The organism is Streptococcus panodentis, from assembly GCF_017884005.1.
Taxonomy (GTDB): domain Bacteria; phylum Bacillota; class Bacilli; order Lactobacillales; family Streptococcaceae; genus Streptococcus; species Streptococcus panodentis.
Genome location: NZ_QFAY01000003.1, coordinates 78,476 through 98,637 on the forward strand (window position 1 = coordinate 78,476; position 20,162 = coordinate 98,637).

A 20,162-nucleotide genomic window follows, 5' to 3' on the forward strand; every position below is an offset into this window, starting at 1 on the left:
CCTGTAAAAATTATATTCGACAATTCTAGCATTATCAGAGAAATTGTATTCGTATTTCATCAATCTATTTATTTCAGTGATTGGTGAGAATAAGATTGCTTACATATAATTGGAACTTTTTCTCTGTGGTAAAAGCTGGCTTGTTCATTATGATGGTGAACAAGCCAGCTCGGAAGTTTTGAGACTATAGGCTCAAAACTTAGTCCTAAAATCCCAAAGGGATTGTGGACGTCCGAACCACTTAGAAAAAGGACCAAATAAACTGATTATCTATACTGTATTAAAAAGTTAAAAGCGAGATCATCATGAAAACTTACTACAAAGCCATCAACTGGAATGCCATCGAAGATGTCATTGACAAGTCTACTTGGGAAAAGCTGACCGAGCAATTCTGGCTGGATACTCGGATTCCCCTGTCCAATGACCTGGACGACTGGAGAAAGCTGTCCCACAAGGAAAAGGATCTGGTCGGCAAGGTCTTTGGCGGCCTGACCCTGCTGGATACCCTCCAGTCTGAGTCCGGTGTCGAAGCCCTGCGCAAGGACGTCCGCACAGCCCATGAGGAAGCGGTCTTTAACAACATCCAATTCATGGAGTCGGTCCATGCCAAGTCCTACTCCTCCATCTTCTCCACTCTCAATACCAAGTCGGAAATTGACGAAATTTTTGAGTGGACCAATACCAACCCTTACCTGCAGAAAAAGGCGGAAATTATCAACGAAATCTACCTCAACGGCAATGCTCTGGAAAAGAAGGTTGCCAGTGTTTTCCTTGAAACCTTCCTCTTCTACTCCGGCTTCTTCACCCCGCTCTACTATCTGGGCAACAACAAGCTGGCCAATGTGGCGGAGATTATCAAGCTGATTATCCGCGACGAGTCTGTGCACGGCACCTATATCGGCTATAAGTTCCAGCTGGGCTTTAACCAGCTCCCAGAAGACGAGCAGGAAAAGCTGAAAGAATGGATGTACGACCTGCTCTACACCCTCTATGAAAATGAAGAAGGCTATACGGAAAGCCTCTACGATACGGTCGGCTGGACCGAGGAGGTCAAGACCTTCCTGCGCTACAATGCCAACAAGGCCCTGATGAATCTGGGACAGGATCCGCTCTTCCCAGACTCAGCGGACGATGTCAACCCGATTGTCATGAACGGCATCTCAACCGGTACTTCCAACCATGACTTCTTCTCTCAGGTCGGCAACGGCTACCTGCTGGGCGAAGTTGAAGCCATGCAGGATGATGACTATAATTACGGACTGTAAGACCAAACAAAACCTGCTCTTTCCCAATACGGAAAGAGCAGGTTTTGCATATCAGTCTATGTGACTCCCATAGATATAGTCATTTAGTCTGAAAACAGTATGTTAAAGCGTCAGTAACAGAGTTCATTCCCCGAAGGAATTCCGTGACTGCTTTCTTCAAAATCGCCCAGCTTTTTTCTATAGGATTCAATTCTGGAGAATAAGGAGGCAGGGGCAGAAAGAAGTGCCCGGCATCAATGGAAAGCTTATCTAATATCTTTTTGGGATGAAAACTCGCATTATCCATGACAATAACATGAGGTGTCTCCAAAGCCGGAAGCAGCTGACTTTTGAATCACTCTACAAAGAAAGTGCTTGTCATACTTTCTTTATAAATCATCGGCGCCACAAAGTTCTGATTCACTTGTCCTGCAACAAGAGAGGTCCTTTCAAAACGCCTTCCGCTGATTGTATCATAGACTTTCTGACCTCTTGCTGCCCGGCCGTTTTTGCGATAAAGATAGGTATCAATCCCTGTCTCATCAATGTAAACGACTGGAAGATTTTCCAAAGCCTCCAACGACTTGAGGTATTGACGAACCTTTTTCGGATCTTGCTCTTTATAGCTTGTTGTCTTTTTTTAAAGTGATGTTCGCTTGTTTTAGTGCAGCCCAAACAGAGGGAATACTGCAAGAAAAGTGTGCGGCTATTTCCCTTAAAAAGGAGTCAGGATGAGCTTCTACGAATGCTGTGAGTTCATCTAAGGGGATTTTCCTGCTTTTAGCTACCCGTTTTTTCCGCTCTAAGTGTCCCAGCTCACGCTGCTGCTTTTCCCAAGTATATAAAGTATTTGTACTGATATTAAATATTTTTGCAGTTTCTTGACGGGTGTGACCTTCCTGGACATAGGCAAGAACCCGTTTTCGAAAATCAATTCCATATGACATATAACTAGTATAACATATACTGGTTATAAACTAAAAGACTATATCAAGCAAGAAAGAGAATCTGCAGAAAGGCAATCAGGTTATTGGCCATGTGAAGGGCAATCGGATAGCGCAGGTCCTTCTTGGTCACATAGGCTAGGGCAAAGATAGCGCCCATGACAAAATAAAGCAGAAACTGCGGCAGGGTCCCCGGCTGATGCAAGAGAGAAAAGAAGGTTCCCGATACAGCCAGATAGAGCAGAATCTGCGGCAGGCTCTTTTGCTCAGGGAAAAGGTAGTTGGCCAGCAAACCGCGGGTCATAAACTCCTCGACAATCGGTCCGACAATCACCACAAAAAAGAAAGAAAAGAGGGGCTGACTGCGAATCAAACTGACGACAATCGTTTGATTGTCCGAAGCTTCGATAGGCACAAAGTTCTGAAAAAGGATATAGGCAGCCAGCAAGACAAGGGGCAGCCAGACAAATCCGGTCAGTTTGCTGTTGATAACTTCCAATCTGAAATCCAGCTGGTACCATTTCCATAAGCCAAAGCAGTAGAGAAATGACAGAACTGCAAAGAGGAGGGTGATCATCACTGCAGAAAATCCGGCGTTTAAGAAACTGAAACTATAGGCAGCGATTGTCATAAACACTAAAAAGTAAGAGAGAACAACTAAGATATACATGCCTATATTGGCACAGAAAGATTTGAAATTCATAGAGAAACCTTATAAATTGATTTACTGAAACATAGCTAGCAGGAGTAATATAGCCATGGGGAGATTGTTAAGGATATGAACGAACATGGAATCTTTAAGATTGCCCCGACGAGCATAGGATAGATAAAGAATCAGTCCAATAGCAAAGTAGGTTGGGAACTCTGTTAATTGAGTGATATGAGGCAGAGTGAAGACCACAGAAGTCACAATGGCAGCCAGTACTTTTTGATTCTTTTTGAAAAAGAAGGCAGTACCAAAACCCCGGAAAATTAATTCTTCCATGATAGGACCGATAAAAGCAAGCGTTGCAACAAAGAGCAAGGCAAAGAAGATATGCTGCGAAGACATCATTTCCCCTAGCCCTTGTATAGCGCTGTCATTACTGGTCTGGGAATTGCCACTCAGGATAAGATTAAGATAGACACCGGCAATAGCTGCCACTCTGGCAAATAAAAAAAACAGAAAAGCAAAGCCAATATCCTTACCAGATCGTTTAAATTTCTTCTTTTCTTCAGGCAGATGCTTCTGATAATGCTGCCATAGGCTGCGGAAAATCAGGAAGGCCAAAATCAGATACAAGGCTACCAATAATATTTCCACATAAATAGGCGCATTCTTCCCGTGCATCAATAATAGCATCGGAGTAGTATTTATAAGGAGGCTAAGAGCAATAAGGCCTATCCACTTTACGATTCCTAGAGCAAGTGATTTGAAGTTCTTCATTTTGTATTCTCCTTTTGATAAATAGTGATACCGACTGCTGTATCCTCGACAGCGATAGCGCCCTTCTGCCTAAGGATCACTGCCGTCATGTAAAAATCTCCTATGCAGCCGGCCGCATGGATGCTGCTAAGGGCGATATAGGAGAGAGGCTTGAGCCAGTGCAGGCTATAGAGCAGGGTCAGCGTCAGACTGATTAGGACAAAGGGCGCCAGCAGAATAATCAGCATCCTGCCGCGGCTGTATAAGCTGCCAGGGCTTCCGGCATAAGCCATACCGTTCTGAAAGCCAAACCTGACCTTGGTTTCAGCATTTCCCAAAATCTTGAAGAAGAAACCATGGATCAGTTCGTGAATCAGGATGAGAGGAAAGAGGTAAATCAGGTCACCGAGGGGAATACTGCCATCTTGACTGCCGCTGCCCCAGAGCAGAATGGCCAGACCGCCAAAGACCGCCCCAAAAGGAAGAATCAGCAGAACGGACGCAATATTGATAATCAAAGCAGTCTTTTTATTATTCAGCACATCAATTGTTTTAAGAATTTTCATGTCAGGCTCCTTTTTTATGCAGGTTTGTGGTCCCTATCTAGGACATCAGAAGCATGAGAAGGGCTGCAACGCCATTTCTCAGCATGTGAGCCAAAACAGCCATTTCCAAGCGCTTGCTGATATAGACTACGAAAGCCAGAACCCCGCCTATACCGGCGTAGAGGACAAAGCTTCCGATATTGGTCGGACCGTGAAAAAGTCCGAAAAGAATAGAACTGACAAGCAGCCCCCAGATGGAATGCTTGGCAAAGATCTTCTCAGCAATGAGACCTCGAAAGGCCACTTCCTCCAGAATGGGCGCCTGAATCACAGCTCCCATGACCAGCAATATGGAGGGGACATTTTTAAACATCTGCTTCAGGGCCTCCTGATTGGCCGTGTCAATCCCCTGCCCTTCCATCATCATGATGACGATCCCCAGTATACTGACTCCAAACATCATGACATAAGAAAGAGCCAGCCAGCCGACCGAGGACCAGCCAAAGAAGCTGAAATCCAAGCTCAGCAGCCCTTCCTGCTTGGCCATCCGCAGGACAAAAAAGACAATCAAAGCGTAAACTGCCAATACCAGCAGAGTCTGAGACAGAGTGAAGCCCCTGCCGGCCTGTCTAATTCCTCTGATAAAAATAAAGGGAATCTGGCTCAGCAGCAGAATAAAGAGCGTCAGTAAGCTGTAGTCAGCTTTTTTCAGAAATATTTTCATATTTCTCCTTACTTAAATAATAGGATATTTTCTATTTTATTCAATACGCACCGGATAGTGCGGATCCGCCCTTTCCAAAAGACTAATAATCTCTTGAATCCCCGGTCCGTTTGGTCTGATTGAGACTGGCGCAGACTCTCAGGCTCAATGACCGTCAGAGCAAACGAAGCAGGAGCGGATAGGATTTAAAGAGTGAGTCTGATACAGTATCTTCAAAAGCTGCATCGCTTTGCAGGCGACGGCCCAGCCACCATAGAAATCCGTCTCACTGCCTTTTGGGCTTCATGGCGCTGCTTCTTTGTCTTCTCTCAGTTCGACAGACTTAATATCGTCGATGCGCACAGTCTTGGTGAAAACCTGTCCCTGTCTATTGAGGCGCCGTATCTTCATCCAGTCTCCGTCTACTGCTATGATTTCATAGCCTGACAGTCCAAAATCATTTTCAAAATGGATAGTCGGTTTTTTCCCGATAAACTCATTGAGCAATTCTGACATCTCACTTTTTCCTTTCATCTTTCTCTCCAATCTGTGTATCCGGTTTTGCGCTCTTTTGACCCTGCCAGCAGAGTCCGACCAGATGAGAAAGACAAGGGGCAGCACCAATCCAACCAACCATATCATCTTCATCTCTGCCTCCTGTCCTTTTTAAATTGACTATATTGTAACAGATTATTTTCTTTTTGACAAGTATATTAGTCAAAAAAATAAAGATTATTGTCAAAAACCTCCATTCCAAAGCAGCGCTTCTATTGCTTCCTGTCGGAAGCTTCATCAGCCTCAAAAGGTTCCCCAAGCCTTCTCTGCAGGAATGAGGAGGCTGAGCAGCTGCTGCCAATCCGTCTGCTCCTGCCTCATCTGATGTCGATTTTCTTTGAGGATTAGAAGGCACAAAAACCCAGTCAAAAACTGGGTTTTTAGAGTATGATTCATAAAAACGGCCCCTTCTTCTGTCAATACAGTTTATCAATCTGCTTCTGCAAATACTTCTTTGAGAATCGCAGCTCCCTGCTGGATTTCCTCCCTGCTGACAGTCAGGGGCGGCAGGAGGCGGATGACATTGCTGCCTGCTGTCAGAATGATCAAGCCTTTCCGGCGGGCAGCTTCGACAATCTTTGGTAGACTGGCACTTGTTTCAATCCCAATCATCATCCCGAGACCGCGGACGGCAGAAATCTTTGGATGGTCTTCAAAAGCCTGCTGCAGCTGTTCCAGCAGAGCAGTGCCTCTGGCCGCTGCATCCGGGAGAAAGCCAGGAGCCTGCTGGACCTTCAGGGTTGCCAAAGCAGCAGCCATTGCCAGTTTATTGCCGCCAAAAGTAGAGCCGTGGCTGCCATAGCTAAAGGCGGGCGAGAGACTGCTCCTGCCCAGCATGGCACCGACCGGCAGGCCATTGGCCAATCCTTTCGCCAGAGTGACAATATCCGGTACAAGGCCATAGTGCTCAAAGGCATAGAGCTTTCCTGTCCGCCCCATGCCCGTCTGCACCTCGTCTACAATGAGGAGCAGCCCCTGCTCCTGACAGAAAGCAGCCAGCTCTCTGACAAACTGCGGTTCAGCAGGCAATACACCAGACTCGCCCTGTATCAGCTCCAGCATGACAGCTGCCGTATCTTCATGGACCAGACTTTTCACGCTGTCCAAGTCATTATAAACAGCAAAGCTGAAGTGGGGCAGGCCATCGCCGAATCCTTCCTTGATCTTATCCTGTCCTGTTGCGGCCATAGCGCCAAAGGTCCGACCGTGAAAGGAATTCTGAAAGCTGATAATCCCCTGCTTGCCGCTGGCTTTGCGCGCCAGTTTGATAGCAGCTTCATTGGCTTCCGCCCCGCTGTTGCAGAAAAATGCCAGATAATCATAGCCGCCAATCAGCCTCTGGGCCACTTCTTCCTGCAGGGCATTCCGATAGAGATTGGGACTGTGCCAGATTTGCTCCGCCTGCTCCAGCAGCGCCTGCTTGACCTGCGGATGAAAGCCCAGATTGGTCACACCAATCCCCGATGAAAAATCCAGATAAGCCTGTCCCTCGCTGTCTATCAGGCAGTTGCCTTCAGCCCGGACAAATTCAATAGGGGCCCGCTTATAATTTTGAAATAAAAAACTCATATCTATCCTTCCGCTATCAGGGTGCCTGTCAAGAGATTGTCGCCAATCAAGACTTGATTGACACCGGACAGAACCGTCTGGACGGCACTTTCAATCTTGGGAATCATGCCGCCCTGAATGACTCCGGTCTGGATTTTCGTGGAGACCTGACTGGTCAGGAGCTGGGGCAGCACTTTTTTGTCCTCCAAAACACCCTCTGTGTCGGTCATCAGAATTAATTTTTCAGCCTGCAGTTTGCTGGCAACTGCAGCAGCCAGATAGTCCGCATTGATATTGAGCAGCTCTCCGTCAGCATTCGACCCCAGAGAGGCCAGAACCGGAACCAGGCCCTCAGCCAGCAGCTGTTCCAGATAAGCAGTCTCGATATCTGTCACATAGCCGACATAGCCATAGAGGGATTGATTGATAAAATCAGCCGAAACCGTTGAGCCTAGATGGGAAAGCAGCTGCAGACTGTCCAGGCCCGCCTGATTGAACTGCTTGGTCAGCTTCAAACCGACAATGTCCAGCAGAGCCTGCTGGATGACCGGCAGGTCAGACTTGGCTGTTACCCGCAGCCCCTTGACCTTCTGAGTCTCCAGCTGGCGCTCCCGCATCAGCTGATTGATGACTAGGCCGCCGCCATGTACGATGATGATGTGCTTGCCAGCTGCGGCCCAGCTTTTGACCTGCTGGATGAAAGCCGCTGAAAGTTCCTGTGCGGCTGCGCCGCCGATTTTGATAACAATGATATTCTTCATGATGATTCTCCTTAGGTTCTGTAGAGGGCATTGATCTTCACATAGTCATAGGACAGGTCGCAGCCCCAGGCCCGTCCCTCAGCCTCGCCGTCATGGAGGTCAATCTCAATGACCAGATCATCTCTGGTCATGACCTCGCTCATTTCCTCCGAATCAAAGGAAACCGGGCTGGAAGCTTTCATGACCGGCAGACCCTCGATGGCAATGTCAATATTGGCGACCGATACCCGAGGGCCGGCATAGCCAATAGCAGCCAGAATGCGGCCCCAATTAGGATCCTCACCAAAAATAGCTGTCTTAACCAAGCTGGAACCGACCACACTTTTCGCAACCATGCGGGCTGTCAGCTCATCCTTGGCATGGAGAACCCTGGCTTCAATCAATTTGGTCGCACCTTCGCCGTCTTTGGCAATTTTCTTGGCCAAATCAGCCATGACAAACTGCAGCATGTCGGCAAAGCGGTCAAATGCTTCTGTATCCGGCAGAATTTCCTCATTCTGCGTGCAGCCGTTAGCCATGACCAGCACCATATCATTGGTAGAGGTGTCGCCGTCTACAGTAATCTGATTGAAGGTCGTCTCAACATTGCGGCTGAGCGCCTGTTGCAGGGCAGCGCTGGAAATATTGGCATCGCAGGTGATAAAGGCCAGCATGGTGGCCATATTGGGATGGATCATGCCCGATCCCTTGGCCACACCAGCCATGGTCACCACATCCTGACCGAAGAGCTCCGTCACAACACAGGTCTTGGTGCAGGTGTCCGTCGTCAAAATGGCCTGGGCAAAATCATCGGCATTGCCGTTAATGACAATCTTGGACAGACCGGTTTTGAGAGCTTCCATGGGCAGACGCTCACCGATGACCCCAGTGGAAGCCAGAGCCACCAGGTCCGGCGCTATTTTCAGCTTATCGGCTGTCCATTGCTGCATCTTATAGGCATCTTCCATCCCTTCCAGACCCGTGCAGGAATTGGCCACACCCGAATTGACCACTACAGCCTGCAGCTGCTGGTTTTTTTGGATTGACTCTTTCGTCACAAGGAGCGGGGCAGCAATGACCTGATTGGTCGTGTAAACCCCGGCAACGCTGGCCGGAACCTCCGAAACAATCCAGCCAAAATCGTGTTTTTTCTTTTTAAATCCCGCATGCAGGCCGTCCGCTGAAAAGCCCAAGGGACTGGCAATATTGCCTTCCATTATCTTCATTTTTGCTCCAATCTTCTATACATAAGCCGGCTGGCTGAGCAGCCCGGCTCTTTCGTCCCAACCCAGCATCAGATTCATATTTTGGACAGCCTGTCCGGCAGCTCCCTTGACCAGATTGTCAATGACAGCCACCACTGTCAGCACATTGGTAGCCGGATTGTAGTCAAAGCCAATATCTGTGTAATTGCTGCCGATGACCTGATGCAGACTGGGCAGGCTGGCCTGCAGCCGGACAAAAGGCTTGCCATTATAACTTCGTCGGTAAATACTGCTGATTTCAGCAGCAGACAGCGGCTTTTTCAGTCTGCTGTAAACCGTGGCTACGATACCGCGGTTGAGCGGCAGCAGGGAGGTTGAAAACTGGATCTGCTGGATCCTATCATCAAAGAGCTGCAGCTCCTGCAAAATTTCAGGAATGTGCTGGTGGCGGTTCAGCTTGTAGGTCACATAATTATCATGAACCTGCACAAAATGACTGGAAGCGGCTGGTTTTTTACCGGCACCGGTCAGACCGCTTTTGGCATCAATGATGATAGAGTCTGGCTCAAGAATCTGCGCCTGCAGCAGGGGAATCAGGGCCAGCTCCGCAGCTGTGGCATAGCAGCCGGGATTGGCAATGAATTTCTTGCCTGCCACATCCGCAAACTCAGCCAATCCATAAGTGAAGCACTCCTGCACAGCCGCCTCTCCTGCTTCTTTCTGATACCATTCTTTATAAATATCCGCTGGCAGACGGTAATCGCCCGACAGGTCAATGACAGGAAAGTCTGCCTCAACAAAATCTTTGACCAAATCCTTTGCAACTCCGCTCGGTGCTGCAAAGAAAACCAAATCAGACTGCTGCATGATTTTTCGGCTGTTAAATTCCTCTATTTTCAACTCGCAGCTGCCTCTCAAGTGCGGATAAAGAGCAGACAGAGGACGGCCGATACTGCTGCTGGCATGGATAGAAACAACCTCAGCCTGCGGATGGCCCTGCAGGATGCGAAGGAGTTCCAGCCCTGAATAACCTGTAATGCCGACAATCGAAACTTGCATATTCCAAAACTCCTTACGTATAAATATGCGTTTTATTTTACTAGCATCATTTCTCTTTGTCAAGTGTTTTCTGTATTTTTATGCAATATTTTTGGAAAAATACATCTTTTTGCAAAAACAGCTGCTTTCCCAAATAAAAAAACTGCCCCAAAACAGGTGCAGACTTCTAATCTAATATCGTCATTTCGTTTATCTTTCAGTATGTCTATTCCGTCGTCGTTATAGTCTTTTCGTTTGCTTTTAGTACGAGGCAGAATTTGCGGCAGCTTTCTTTGTTGGAGAAAGAAAAATGTTGCCCTAAACCCTCTAAACATCAATTCCTCCACAATAGGAGCAAGGAGGACAGTATCTAGGAAAGCAAAAACCGCCTGGCTTTTCACTAGTTCCACAACCGCACTCTGATTGTCAAAAGCTTTAATCGGGACAAGTTCCTGAAAAATCAGCAGAAAAATCCAGAAAAGAAGAGGCAGCCAGATTGAACTGGCCAGCTTGGTGCTTCTCATCTCCAGCTTCAAGTCTTTTTGATACCACTTCCACCAAGCAAAACAGTAACGAAAAGCAAAAAGAAGGTTAATCAAAAAGCAGAGATACCAGATTTTAATAAGCGAAGACTGATCAGAATTTCCCCTAAACCTGTATTTATGGATAACTTTATAAATGCAAATCTTCGATTGGCCCTTGCCATCTCTGATATTCTTTGACTGCTACTTGAAATATTTTCTCACCATCGGATAATACATAAGATTGATATAGATATGGATCACCATCAGGACGACAAAGCCAGAAACGACATTGAGAGGTGTGAAGGCTCCCAGTATTCCTAAAATAATATAGAGAGCTGGCAGAAGTCTCTGATTTAGATTGAAGAGAATGAGATAGCACTGTTCATAATTGGCTTGCAGCTCTGACTCATCATAAGAAAGCACAAATTCTTTTATTTCCTCAGTAGTCGGAAAGGCTGATAGCTTATAATGCCGCACCTTCTGAACTGTCTTTAAAAAAACAGCTTGCAAAATAATATAAAGAAAGGCAATCGCATAATCTATAAGACTCAACTGAAGAGGGCTCTTATGATTAGTGATATTCCCGATAAAAACGATTCCAACAAAAATTGTAAAAAGAATGATAGCACTGCTAATATTAAAGACAATAGCCGCGTATTCCAAATTTTTAAAGGTTAGGCGGTACCATTCATAATTCTGCTCCTCATCTGCTTCTTTTTCATAGGCTTCATGGTATTTACGAGTCCGATAAATCAAGAAAAAGACCAATGGATAGAGGATAACAAGACTGGCCCTACCGAACTGGCGCAGCAATCCAACATTTAGAGCTGACGACCAGCTGAAGTTTTCAAATACACCAAGACCAGAAAAGAAACCAGACAGACCGCCTATTAAGGCTCCAACCAGCAATAAAAAGATATTATATAAAACTCTTTTCTGTGTAGATATACGTTTTTGCTCTTTCACGACTTCTTCTCCTTTAATTTTTACAATAGATGATACAAGAATGATGAGGCTGAAGGACTATTTTAGCTCCTGTTGAAATGAATCTTAATGGGTTCTTCATTCTGCTTCCTCCACCAGCCGAAAAACATCCTCGACATTTTCATTGAAAATATGGGCAATCTTGAAGGCAATCACGACAGAGGGAGTGTACTCGCCCCGCTCTAAGAGGCTGATTGTCTGCCTGGAAACACCGGCCAGCCTAGCCAGTTCTGTCTGGTTGAGCCCGTCACGCGCCCTCAACTCCTTGAGGCGATTTTTTAGCTGCATCATAAACTCCTTATTTCCCTTCTCCCTTAGATAATTCCATTGTAACAGATTCTTTTCTTTTTGACAAATATATTTGTCAAAAAAACTGTTTTGGTCCAAAATACTATGATTCTATTCAAAAAAGAGACTGGAACTCAGTCCAATCTCTTGTGTTTATTACAATTTCTCAGCCACTGCTGCCAGCAGGTCTGGAATAGCTGTTTGCTTACTGCCGCCGGCCATAGCCATATCCGGCTTACCGCCGCCGCGGCCGTCCACAATCGGCGCCAATTCCTTAATCAGATTGCCGGCATGGACTTCCTTAGTCCTGCTGGCTGCCAGCACATTGACCTTGTCTCCAATGGCTGCGGCCAGGACCAGAACGTCTGAGTAGTCCTTCTGCTTCCAGCTGTCTGCAAAAGTCCGCAGGGCACCGGCATCAGAGACAGAGACTTGACTGGCGATGAAGCTGCGGCCGTTTGCTTCCTGAACATTCTGGAAGATTTCACCAGAAGCTGCAGCGGCTGCCTTTTCCTTGAGTTCCGCATTTTCCTTTTGGAGCTGGCGGAGCTGCTCCTGCAGACCTGCAACCTTGTGGGGCACTTCCTTGATTTGCGGTGCTTTGAGGGTCGCAGCAATCGCCTTGAGCGCTTCTTCCTCTTCGCGATAGGCTTCAAAGGCTTCCTTGCTGGTCACGGCCAGAATTCGTCGGGTACCGGAGCCGATACCCTCTTCCTTGACAATCTTGAAAATACCGATTTCAGAAGTATTGCCGACATGGGTCCCCCCGCAGAGCTCGACAGAATAGTCGCCGATGGTGACAACCCGGACTTCCTTGCCGTACTTCTCACCAAAGAGAGCCATGGCTCCCATTTCCTTGGCGGTGTCAATGTCGGTCTCCACCGTTTCGATAGCGATGGCTTCCCAAATCTTTTCATTGACCTGCTGTTCGATGGCCCGCAGTTCTTCTGCTGTCACCGCTTGGAAATGGGTGAAGTCAAAGCGGAGGAAGTCCACTTCATTGAGGGAGCCAGCCTGAGTGGCATGCTTGCCCAGAACATTGTGCAGGGCTGCATGAAGCAGGTGAGTGGCCGTGTGGTTTTTCATGACCCGATGGCGGCGGCTGCGGTCAATTTCCAGCTTATAGCTTTGACCCAGAGCCAGCGGCGCCAAAACTTCCACGGTGTGAAGGGCCTGACCGTTGGGCGCCTTTTGGACATCGGTCACGGTCGCGACTAAGCTGCCGGCCTGATCAAAGATCTGTCCATGGTCGGCTACCTGTCCGCCCATTTCCGCATAGAAGGGTGTTTGGGCAAAGATGAGGGCTGCTGAGCCTGCTTCTACAGACTCGACTGTGGCGTCATTTGCTACAATAGCCACCAGCTCCGCTTCCAGCTCTTCTTTTTCATAGTTAAAGACACTCTGAACAGTAATGGCCTGCAGGGTTTCATTCTGCATGCCCATAGAGCCGCCCTTGACGACAGAAGCACGCGCCCGCTCCTGCTGCTCCTTCATCGCCGCTTCAAAACCATCACGGTCCACGGTCATACCGGCTTCTTCGGCAATTTCCTCGGTCAATTCCAGCGGGAAACCATAGGTGTCATAGAGCTTGAAGACATCTTGGCCTGCGATGACAGACTGGCCCTTGGCCTTGAGGTCGTCCACGATGCCTTGGGCAAAGTGCTGACCAGAATGCAGGGTCCGGGCAAAGGATTCCTCCTCGCTCTTGATAATTTTTTCAATAAAAGCTTCTTTTTCGACTACTTCTGGATAGTAGCTTTCCATAATCCTGCCGACTGTCGGCACCAGCTTGTAGAGGAAGGGCTCATTGATACCCAGCTTTTGACCGTGCATAGAGGCCCGGCGCAGCAAACGGCGCAGGACATAGCCCCGGCCTTCATTGCCCGGCAGCGCTCCGTCTCCGATAGCAAAGGACAGCGAGCGGATATGGTCGGCAATGACCTTGAAGCTCATGTTGTCGCCGTCCTGGTCGTAGACCTTGCCGGACAGCTTTTCCACCTCACGGATAATGGGCATAAAGAGGTCGGTTTCAAAGTTGGTCTTAGCCCCTTGGATAACCGCCACCAGCCGCTCCAGACCTGCGCCCGTATCAATATTTTTGTGAGGCAGCTCCTTGTACTCGCTCCTTGGCAGCGCTGGGTCAGCGTTAAACTGGGACAGCACAATGTTCCAAATCTCAATGTAGCGGTCATTTTCGATGTCTTCAGCCAGCAGGCGGACACCGATATTTTCCGGATCAAAGCTTTCGCCCCGGTCAAAGAAAATCTCCGTATCCGGACCGGATGGACCCGCGCCGATTTCCCAGAAATTATCCTCAATGGGAATCAGATGGCTTGGCTCTACTCCCACAGCAATCCAGCGGTTGTAAGAATCCTTGTCATCCGGATAGTAGGTCATGTAGAGCTTGTCCTTGGGAAAGTCAAACCAGTCCGGACTGGTCAGGAGCTCATAGGCCCACTCGATGGCCTCATCACGGAAATAATCACCGATAGAGAAGTTGCCCAGCATTTCAAACATAGTGTGGTGGCGGGCTGTCTTTCCGACGTTCTCGATGTCGTTGGTTCGGATGGCCTTCTGTGCATTGGTAATCCGCGGATTTTCCGGGATGATGGTTCCGTCAAAGTATTTTTTGAGCGTGGCAACTCCGGAGTTAATCCAGAGCAGGGTCGGATCATTGACCGGTACCAGACTGACAGAGGGCTCAACAGCATGGCCTTTGCTTGCCCAAAAATCCAGCCACATCTGACGAATCTGTGCACTTGACATTTGTTTCATTGTTTTTTATTCTCCTATAATTTTGTTTGTTTACGATGAGGAAGATTCCAGCATCTCGACGTAATCAATGGCTACGCAGAGGGAAATGACCAGATCGGCATACTGGTCATCATAGACAGCTACTTGGTAGGTCGAGGTGAGATGAAAGAGTTCTTTGGAAATCTCTGCCACGGTCTGGCCGCGGTCATCCAGCAGCCGGAAATCCAAATCCCAGATATTGCCTTCCACCCGCAGACCGAGATTGTCAAACTGGTACTTGTCCCGCCAAAAGGTCCATTTTTTGCGGATGTAAAAGCTGGAGCCGTTGGCCAGCTGGATTTCAAAGTGGGGCAGCAGGGTCAGGACAGGCTTGGTAATCCGACTGACCGTCCGTCCCTGACTGTCGTATATCGTAAAGGTCTTGGGAATCTGAAAGAAAGAGCCCTCGACCTGATACTCCACATTGCCGCGATCATCTTTAATATCAAAACGTTCTCCGCCCAAGCGGAATTTCTGTTTGACCAGATAGGTTTTCATGTTACTGCCTCCTTGAAATATGATTCTGCTGGCATGCAGCTAGTGAAATCAAAAGACAAGCTCCTTGACTGAAGGGCGAAAAACCGCGGTACCACCTTCATTCAATGAACTTGTCATTCTCATTTGCTATGCAGTTGTTTGACATGAGCAGCATGACCTTCACTCTTACATGGCTTGCAGCACCGCCAATTCTCTGGGCTAAGAGGGTTGAACATCATTTCTCACTAATCCTATTATACTTGCTGAAGGGCGTTTCGTCAACTTATTCTGCAGCTGAAGAAGAACTTTCTTCTGAACTGCTGCTTTCCGCTGCTGAACTAGACTCAGAGCTGGATGAGCTGCTGGCCGCACTGGAGGAAGCTGAGGTTGAGGATGCATCTGTTGTTTCGATATACTGTGCAAAGACATTTTGGAATGCAGCATCTTTGACTTTGATGTTGGCATCTTTCAGCTCAGCGGCAACGACCGTACGGATAAAGCTGGCATCATTTTCTTTTTGCGCAACGATGATATCCTTGAGCTTGTCCTTGTATTCTTTCCAGTCAGCTGCTTTTTCTGTCTTCTTGGTCAGCTTGACGATATAGAAGCTGGTCGTGTAGGTTTGCGCATCCTGCACGGTCACAACATCTGAAATACCGTTTTCTGACAGGGCAAAGGCTGCTTTTTTCACCGCATCCGGAACATCGGTTGAAGCAGAATCAAACTTCACTTCGCCGCCTTTTTCCTTGGTTGCCGTATCCGTTGAGTTGTCCTTAGCGATTTGGCTGAAGTCTGCGCCGTCAGCTTTGACCTGCTCCAAGACTTCCTTGGCCTTGTCTTCGCTGTCCAGCTTGATGATTTGCGCTGTTACTTCCGGTGTGTAGTTTTCATAGGCAGTTTTGTAATTTTCATCCGTCAGCTCTTTTTCAGCTGCTTTTTTGACAGCATATTCTACCAGCTTGTTGGTCCGGATTTGGTCCTTGTAGGTGTCCTCTGTCATGCCGTTTTGGGCCAAAATCTGAGCAAAGGAGGTTCCGTAGGCAGCTTTCATTTGGTCAAAAGCTTCGTTCACTTCCTTATCCGTGACATTCTTGCCGTATTTTTCGCCAAAAACATCCTTGATAGTCATCTGCAGCAGCACCTGCTGGGCAGCGCTGTTGTTTTTTACTTCGTCGTAAAATTCATTAACGGTAATGGTATTGCCTTTCATGGTCACAATATCTTTGCCGTCTGAGTTGGAACACGCTGCTAAAACAGCAAGGGACAAGAGGGTCACTGCTCCTGTAAAAATTTTTTTCTTCATTTGATTTTCTACTCCTTTATCTTAAATAAATTCACTTTTTCTATTGTAACACAAATTGAATTTCATATCTTAAATTTTGCTAAAAATATGACTGCTGTAGGAAAAAAACAGATGGGTCACTGCTTCCGAACCATGAGCAGTCCGTCACCTAAGGGCAGCAGACTGGCTGTCAGACCAGGCTGATCCAGAGTCGCTTCAAACAGACTGTGCAGTCCCCGGTAAATGGCCCGCTGGCCGCGGCGGATTTCCTCTGCGGGCTTGGCTATATCCCCGCCTTGGAAAACATCATCGATGAGAATGAGACCGCCTGGATTCAGCCGTTTCAGGACTTGGGGCAGAAAGACCACATACTTGGATTTGGCTGAGTCCATAAAGGCCAAGTCATAAGAGCCCCTCAGGGTCTGCAGCAGATCGACTGCCTCCCCCTCCAAAAGCTCAATCTGCCGGCGGCCGTCATATCTGGCAAAATTTTCCTTAGCCAGCGCAATCATTTCCGGATTGCGGTCAATGGTGGTAATCTGAGCAGCCGGGGCAGCATCTGCCATTAGAAGCGCCGAAAATCCGATAGCCGTTCCGATTTCTAAAATCCTCTCCGGCTGCAGGGTTTCCAGCAGGAGACGGAAATAAGCTGCCGTTTCCCGGGGGATAATCGGAATATTTTCCCGATGGGCAAACTCTTCTAACGCTTTGAGTCCGCCAGTAACCGGCTGGAGATGCTGCCGCATAAAGTCAACGATTTCCTGCTTGACCACTGGACGGCGCATATTGGGATTGGAGTTTTGTTTGTAAGTCTCAACCATCTTATAGCAGTCCCAACTTTTCTACCAGAGCTTCAAATTCATCCAGCCGGCGCTCAAAGACAGCAAAGGCATCATTGAGATAGTCTTCTTTTTCCATATCCACACCTGCTTTTTTGATGACATTGAGCGGATAGTCAGAATTACCGGCTTTCAGATAGTCCAGATACCTGTCCCTGTCTTCCTGGCTTCCGTGAACAATCTTCTCCGCCAAGGCCGAGGCTGCGGAAAATCCTGTCGAATACTGAAAAACATAGTAGTCATAGTAGAAATGCGGAATCCGGGCCCACTCGTACTGAATCTGCGGATTGTCCTCTTTTTTCAGGCCGTAGTATTTCTCATTGAGGTCAGCATAAAGGTCATTGAGAAACTCGCTGGTCAGGACCTGCCCTTCCTGGTCAGCCTTGTGAATCGCATGCTCAAACTCCGCAAACTGGGTCTGACGGAAGACCGTGCCGCGGAAGCCGTCTAGGAAGTGATTGAGAATGGCAAAGCGGGTCGCGTCGTCTTCGACTTCTTCCAAGAGCTTTTCTGTCAGAATATTTTCGTTGGTCGTTGAAGCAATCTCTGCTAGGAAGATAGAGTAATCACCATAGACATAAGGCTGGGTCTCACGGGTATAGCTGGAGTGCATACTGTGGCCGGTCTCATGCACCAGGGTAAAGAGATTGTCCAGCGTGTCCTGCCAGTTGAGCAGCATGAAGGCATTGGTGTCGTAAGAACCTCCTGAGTAAGCCCCTGAGCGCTTGCCTTGGTTTTCATGAACGTCAATCCAGCGCTCTGAAAAGGCGCGCTTGACACGGCTGAGATAATCTTCACCTAAAATAGCCAGAACTTCCTCCGACTTAGCTAAAGCTTCCTCATAGCTGAATTTGTAATCAGCCTGTGACAGGGGGGTGTAGAGGTCGTACATCTTTAGGTCATCAATCCCTAAAATCTTAGCCCGCAGGGCAATATAGCGCTGCAGGAGAGGCAGGTGCTTATTGACCGCAGATACCAAGCTGTCATAGACACTTTCCGGGATAAAGTTGGCGGACAGAGCCGCCTCACGGGCAGAGGAGAACTTGCGGACCTTGGCATTGTAGTTGTGCACCTTGACATTGGTCTGCAGGGTCTTGGCATAAGTATGCTGATACTGCTCGTAAATGCTGTAGAGCGCTTCATAAGCTTCCTTGCGCACAGCACGGTTCTTAGACTCGACCAGAGAGATATAGTTGCCATGGGTCAGCTGGACTTCCTTGCCTTCCTCATCGTGGACCGTCGGAAAGACGATATCAGCATTGTCCAAAATCGCAAAGGTCTCGCCTGCCGCTCCAAAGATTTCGCCGGCGCCGGCCAGCAGCTCCTCCTCACGCTGGGTCAGGATATGCTCTTTTCTCTGCAGGAGCTTGTCAAAAAAGTGCTGATAGGCTGTCAGCTCGGGCTTTTCAGCCAAGAAAGCCTGATACTGCTCCTCCGTGATGGCCATAAATTCCGGTTCATAGAAAGCAAAGGCCTGACCAAACTCGCTGTAAACGGTCATGCCCTTGGCTTGGTATTCTTGGTACTTGGCGACCCGTGTATCCTGATCATTCTTCATATGGGCATAGGAATAGAGCTTCTCAATGCGGCGCATAAGGTCCAGCTGGATTTCAGTTGCAGTCAGCAAGCTGTCTGCTGAGTCCAAGAGGTGGCCCGCCAGATTTTCTGCTTTTTTCAGTTCCTCAGAAACCTGAGCCAATTCTGCTTCAAAGGCCTCATCTGTTGGGAAAATCGTGCTCAAATCCCACTGGTATTTTTCTTCAATTTCATTTCGTTGTTTTGCCATAAAAATTCCTCCGTGCTTTCTATTTTACCACAAAGAAGGAGCTTTTATAAGGAAGAAGCCCTAAAAGAACCTGCAATCCCATCAAAAAAATCAGACAAAACAAAAAAGCTCCCCGTCCAAGCCGGTGAAAGACACCGCAGCGACCAAGAAGGATTGCTGTCTTATAGGAGACTGGTTCAGAAACTTCGCCTTGAGTCAGTTCGCATTAGGCGGCCGGCGCATCATACTCTTTGAAAACCGGCTTTTTGCTGTGTTCTTTTGACTGTGTGAAAGCACTTTGCTGAACACCAGTTCTGCCTGCAAACCCTTGCCCTGTCAAAATGGGATTTTCATGAAGCATAAGCAAGCCGCTCTTGGCATAGCAATACAAAGAGTCCCTGCAGGGGGAGAATAATTTCTCCTGACCTGATGGGCAGTTTCCCGCCTGATATGAATGCTCGTCCTTTGACTATTGCTCTCCCAAGCTTTGCAATCAGTCAAAGAAAGGAGCCCGCTTTCTGAACAGACCTGTTAGATTGCTTCATATTTTTGACTGTTTTCTTTTAGAGCAGCTACTACTTTCTTAGAAAACTGTCCCTTGATAGAGCTGTCTAGCTGGTCCGCAGCTGTCTGCACGCTTTCCTCAATCGTTTTGGCGATATCCGTAAAAAGTGTATCATACTGACTTTGCAGATCACTCTTTTGAGACAGCAGGATGGGGGCCAAAATATTGGTAATAATCTGCCGCTCTATCGTTTTTTTGATTTCTGTCAGATCGGCGGTCTTGGACGATGAAAAGTACTCTTTCACCGGCGGTATAGCTGATTGCGTTATAAACATCTCTATTTCCTCGCATTCTTGTATGATTCAAAGCCCTGCTTCAGATAGAGCAGCAAGCTAGTTTTAATGCAGCAGAAGCCTTATGATTCAGACTCGCGGAGACGGCGGCAGTCATCCTCAATTTCCCATTCTAAATGCCGTCTTTTTTTGAAAAATTCTTCTAAGAGTTCTTCATCTTCACGATCCAATTTCTTTAGCTCTTCACTGCTGGCTTCGTCCGCTTCAATAGCATAAGACTCGATGTACTGATTGAGAGACTGCCATTCTGTACTGCTATCTTGTTCCTGATGGCGCAAAATATTCGCTGCCATTTCATACTCTTCCTGAAGCATTTCGGTAAATGCTTTTTTCTTGGACTGTATGCTATCTCTTTTTTCATCAATCTTCAGGCGTTCCCGCTGAAGCTCTGCAGAGAGAGTATCTATTTCTTTTTCCTTCTTGGC

Annotated in this window: 24 protein-coding genes; 1 reads left to right on the forward strand and 23 read right to left on the reverse strand. The window is 47.7% G+C overall.

Features of this window, described 5'->3' with window-relative positions; translation table 11 throughout:
* Positions 1-305 precede the first annotated feature (305 nt).
* Entirely contained in the window at positions 306-1,265 is a 960-nt protein-coding gene (gene nrdF / locus DHL47_RS02125; protein ID WP_209550740.1) for a class 1b ribonucleoside-diphosphate reductase subunit beta, read from the forward strand.
* Positions 1,266-1,344: 79 nt separating this feature from the next.
* On the opposite strand, the gene DHL47_RS13610 is transcribed toward nrdF, so the two are convergent.
* From DHL47_RS13610 to DHL47_RS13305, 23 genes are all read right to left on the reverse strand, one after another.
* A complete protein-coding gene (locus DHL47_RS13610) occupies positions 1,345-1,575 on the reverse strand; it encodes a transposase (protein WP_420853822.1) in 231 nt (76 codons plus the stop codon).
* 24 nt (positions 1,576-1,599) lie between these two features.
* Positions 1,600-1,815: a hypothetical protein gene (locus DHL47_RS13500; RefSeq protein WP_209550742.1), complete on the reverse strand. Its 216-nt coding sequence runs from the start codon at positions 1,813-1,815 to the stop codon at positions 1,600-1,602.
* Positions 1,816-1,864: 49 nt separating this feature from the next.
* A complete protein-coding gene (locus tag DHL47_RS13505) occupies positions 1,865-2,191 on the reverse strand; it encodes an IS630 transposase-related protein (RefSeq protein ID WP_209550743.1) in 327 nt (108 codons plus the stop codon).
* Between the two features lie 43 nt (positions 2,192-2,234).
* Positions 2,235-2,891, reverse strand: coding sequence for a CPBP family intramembrane glutamic endopeptidase (locus DHL47_RS02145; RefSeq protein WP_209550744.1), 657 nt, complete (start codon positions 2,889-2,891; stop codon positions 2,235-2,237).
* A 21-nt stretch (positions 2,892-2,912) separates the two neighbouring features.
* Positions 2,913-3,614, reverse strand: coding sequence for a CPBP family intramembrane glutamic endopeptidase (locus DHL47_RS02150; protein WP_209550745.1), 702 nt, complete (start codon positions 3,612-3,614; stop codon positions 2,913-2,915).
* On the reverse strand, positions 3,611-4,159 hold the full coding sequence (locus DHL47_RS02155) for a DUF3267 domain-containing protein (protein ID WP_209550746.1): 549 nt from the start codon (positions 4,157-4,159) through the stop codon (positions 3,611-3,613). The genes DHL47_RS02150 and DHL47_RS02155 overlap by 4 nt, the downstream gene beginning before the upstream one ends.
* A 37-nt stretch (positions 4,160-4,196) precedes the next feature.
* Positions 4,197-4,862, reverse strand: coding sequence for a CPBP family intramembrane glutamic endopeptidase (locus DHL47_RS02160; protein WP_209550747.1), 666 nt, complete (start codon positions 4,860-4,862; stop codon positions 4,197-4,199).
* A gap of 282 nt (positions 4,863-5,144) precedes the next feature.
* Complete coding sequence (locus tag DHL47_RS02165) at positions 5,145-5,375, reverse strand: aspartyl-tRNA synthetase (RefSeq protein WP_128836907.1); 231 nt, start codon at positions 5,373-5,375, stop codon at positions 5,145-5,147.
* Entirely contained in the window at positions 5,359-5,829 is a 471-nt protein-coding gene (locus tag DHL47_RS02170; RefSeq protein ID WP_209550748.1) for a hypothetical protein, read from the reverse strand. The genes DHL47_RS02165 and DHL47_RS02170 overlap by 17 nt, the downstream gene beginning before the upstream one ends.
* Complete coding sequence (locus DHL47_RS02175) at positions 5,826-6,965, reverse strand: acetylornithine transaminase (protein WP_128836909.1); 1,140 nt, start codon at positions 6,963-6,965, stop codon at positions 5,826-5,828. The genes DHL47_RS02170 and DHL47_RS02175 overlap by 4 nt, the downstream gene beginning before the upstream one ends.
* A 2-nt stretch (positions 6,966-6,967) precedes the next feature.
* Positions 6,968-7,705, reverse strand: a complete 738-nt coding sequence (argB, locus tag DHL47_RS02180) for an acetylglutamate kinase (protein ID WP_128836910.1) — start codon at positions 7,703-7,705, stop codon at positions 6,968-6,970.
* Positions 7,706-7,716: 11 nt separating this feature from the next.
* Positions 7,717-8,910 (reverse strand): bifunctional glutamate N-acetyltransferase/amino-acid acetyltransferase ArgJ, encoded by a 1,194-nt coding sequence (gene argJ / locus DHL47_RS02185; RefSeq protein ID WP_209550749.1) that lies wholly within the window; start codon positions 8,908-8,910, stop codon positions 7,717-7,719.
* Between the two features lie 15 nt (positions 8,911-8,925).
* Entirely contained in the window at positions 8,926-9,948 is a 1,023-nt protein-coding gene (gene argC / locus DHL47_RS02190; protein WP_209550750.1) for an N-acetyl-gamma-glutamyl-phosphate reductase, read from the reverse strand.
* A 59-nt stretch (positions 9,949-10,007) separates the two neighbouring features.
* Positions 10,008-10,526: a hypothetical protein gene (locus DHL47_RS02195; protein WP_209550751.1), complete on the reverse strand. Its 519-nt coding sequence runs from the start codon at positions 10,524-10,526 to the stop codon at positions 10,008-10,010.
* A 126-nt stretch (positions 10,527-10,652) separates the two neighbouring features.
* On the reverse strand, positions 10,653-11,417 hold the full coding sequence (locus tag DHL47_RS02200) for a DUF3169 family protein (protein ID WP_209550752.1): 765 nt from the start codon (positions 11,415-11,417) through the stop codon (positions 10,653-10,655).
* Positions 11,418-11,513: 96 nt separating this feature from the next.
* Entirely contained in the window at positions 11,514-11,723 is a 210-nt protein-coding gene (locus DHL47_RS02205; protein WP_209550779.1) for a helix-turn-helix transcriptional regulator, read from the reverse strand.
* Between the two features lie 156 nt (positions 11,724-11,879).
* Entirely contained in the window at positions 11,880-14,498 is a 2,619-nt protein-coding gene (gene alaS / locus DHL47_RS02210) for an alanine--tRNA ligase (RefSeq protein ID WP_209550753.1), read from the reverse strand.
* 30 nt (positions 14,499-14,528) lie between these two features.
* Positions 14,529-15,014, reverse strand: a complete 486-nt coding sequence (locus DHL47_RS02215; RefSeq protein ID WP_209550754.1) for an LURP-one-related/scramblase family protein — start codon at positions 15,012-15,014, stop codon at positions 14,529-14,531.
* 262 nt (positions 15,015-15,276) lie between these two features.
* Complete coding sequence (prsA, locus tag DHL47_RS02220) at positions 15,277-16,296, reverse strand: peptidylprolyl isomerase PrsA (RefSeq protein ID WP_209550755.1); 1,020 nt, start codon at positions 16,294-16,296, stop codon at positions 15,277-15,279.
* Between the two features lie 116 nt (positions 16,297-16,412).
* On the reverse strand, positions 16,413-17,096 hold the full coding sequence (locus DHL47_RS02225) for an O-methyltransferase (RefSeq protein ID WP_209550756.1): 684 nt from the start codon (positions 17,094-17,096) through the stop codon (positions 16,413-16,415).
* A 1-nt stretch (position 17,097) separates the two neighbouring features.
* Complete coding sequence (gene pepF / locus DHL47_RS02230; protein ID WP_209550757.1) at positions 17,098-18,900, reverse strand: oligoendopeptidase F; 1,803 nt, start codon at positions 18,898-18,900, stop codon at positions 17,098-17,100.
* Positions 18,901-19,410: 510 nt separating this feature from the next.
* Entirely contained in the window at positions 19,411-19,719 is a 309-nt protein-coding gene (locus DHL47_RS02235) for a hypothetical protein (RefSeq protein WP_128836918.1), read from the reverse strand.
* 80 nt (positions 19,720-19,799) lie between these two features.
* Positions 19,800-20,030 (reverse strand): hypothetical protein, encoded by a 231-nt coding sequence (locus tag DHL47_RS13305; protein ID WP_245335520.1) that lies wholly within the window; start codon positions 20,028-20,030, stop codon positions 19,800-19,802.
* Positions 20,031-20,162 lie beyond the last annotated feature (132 nt).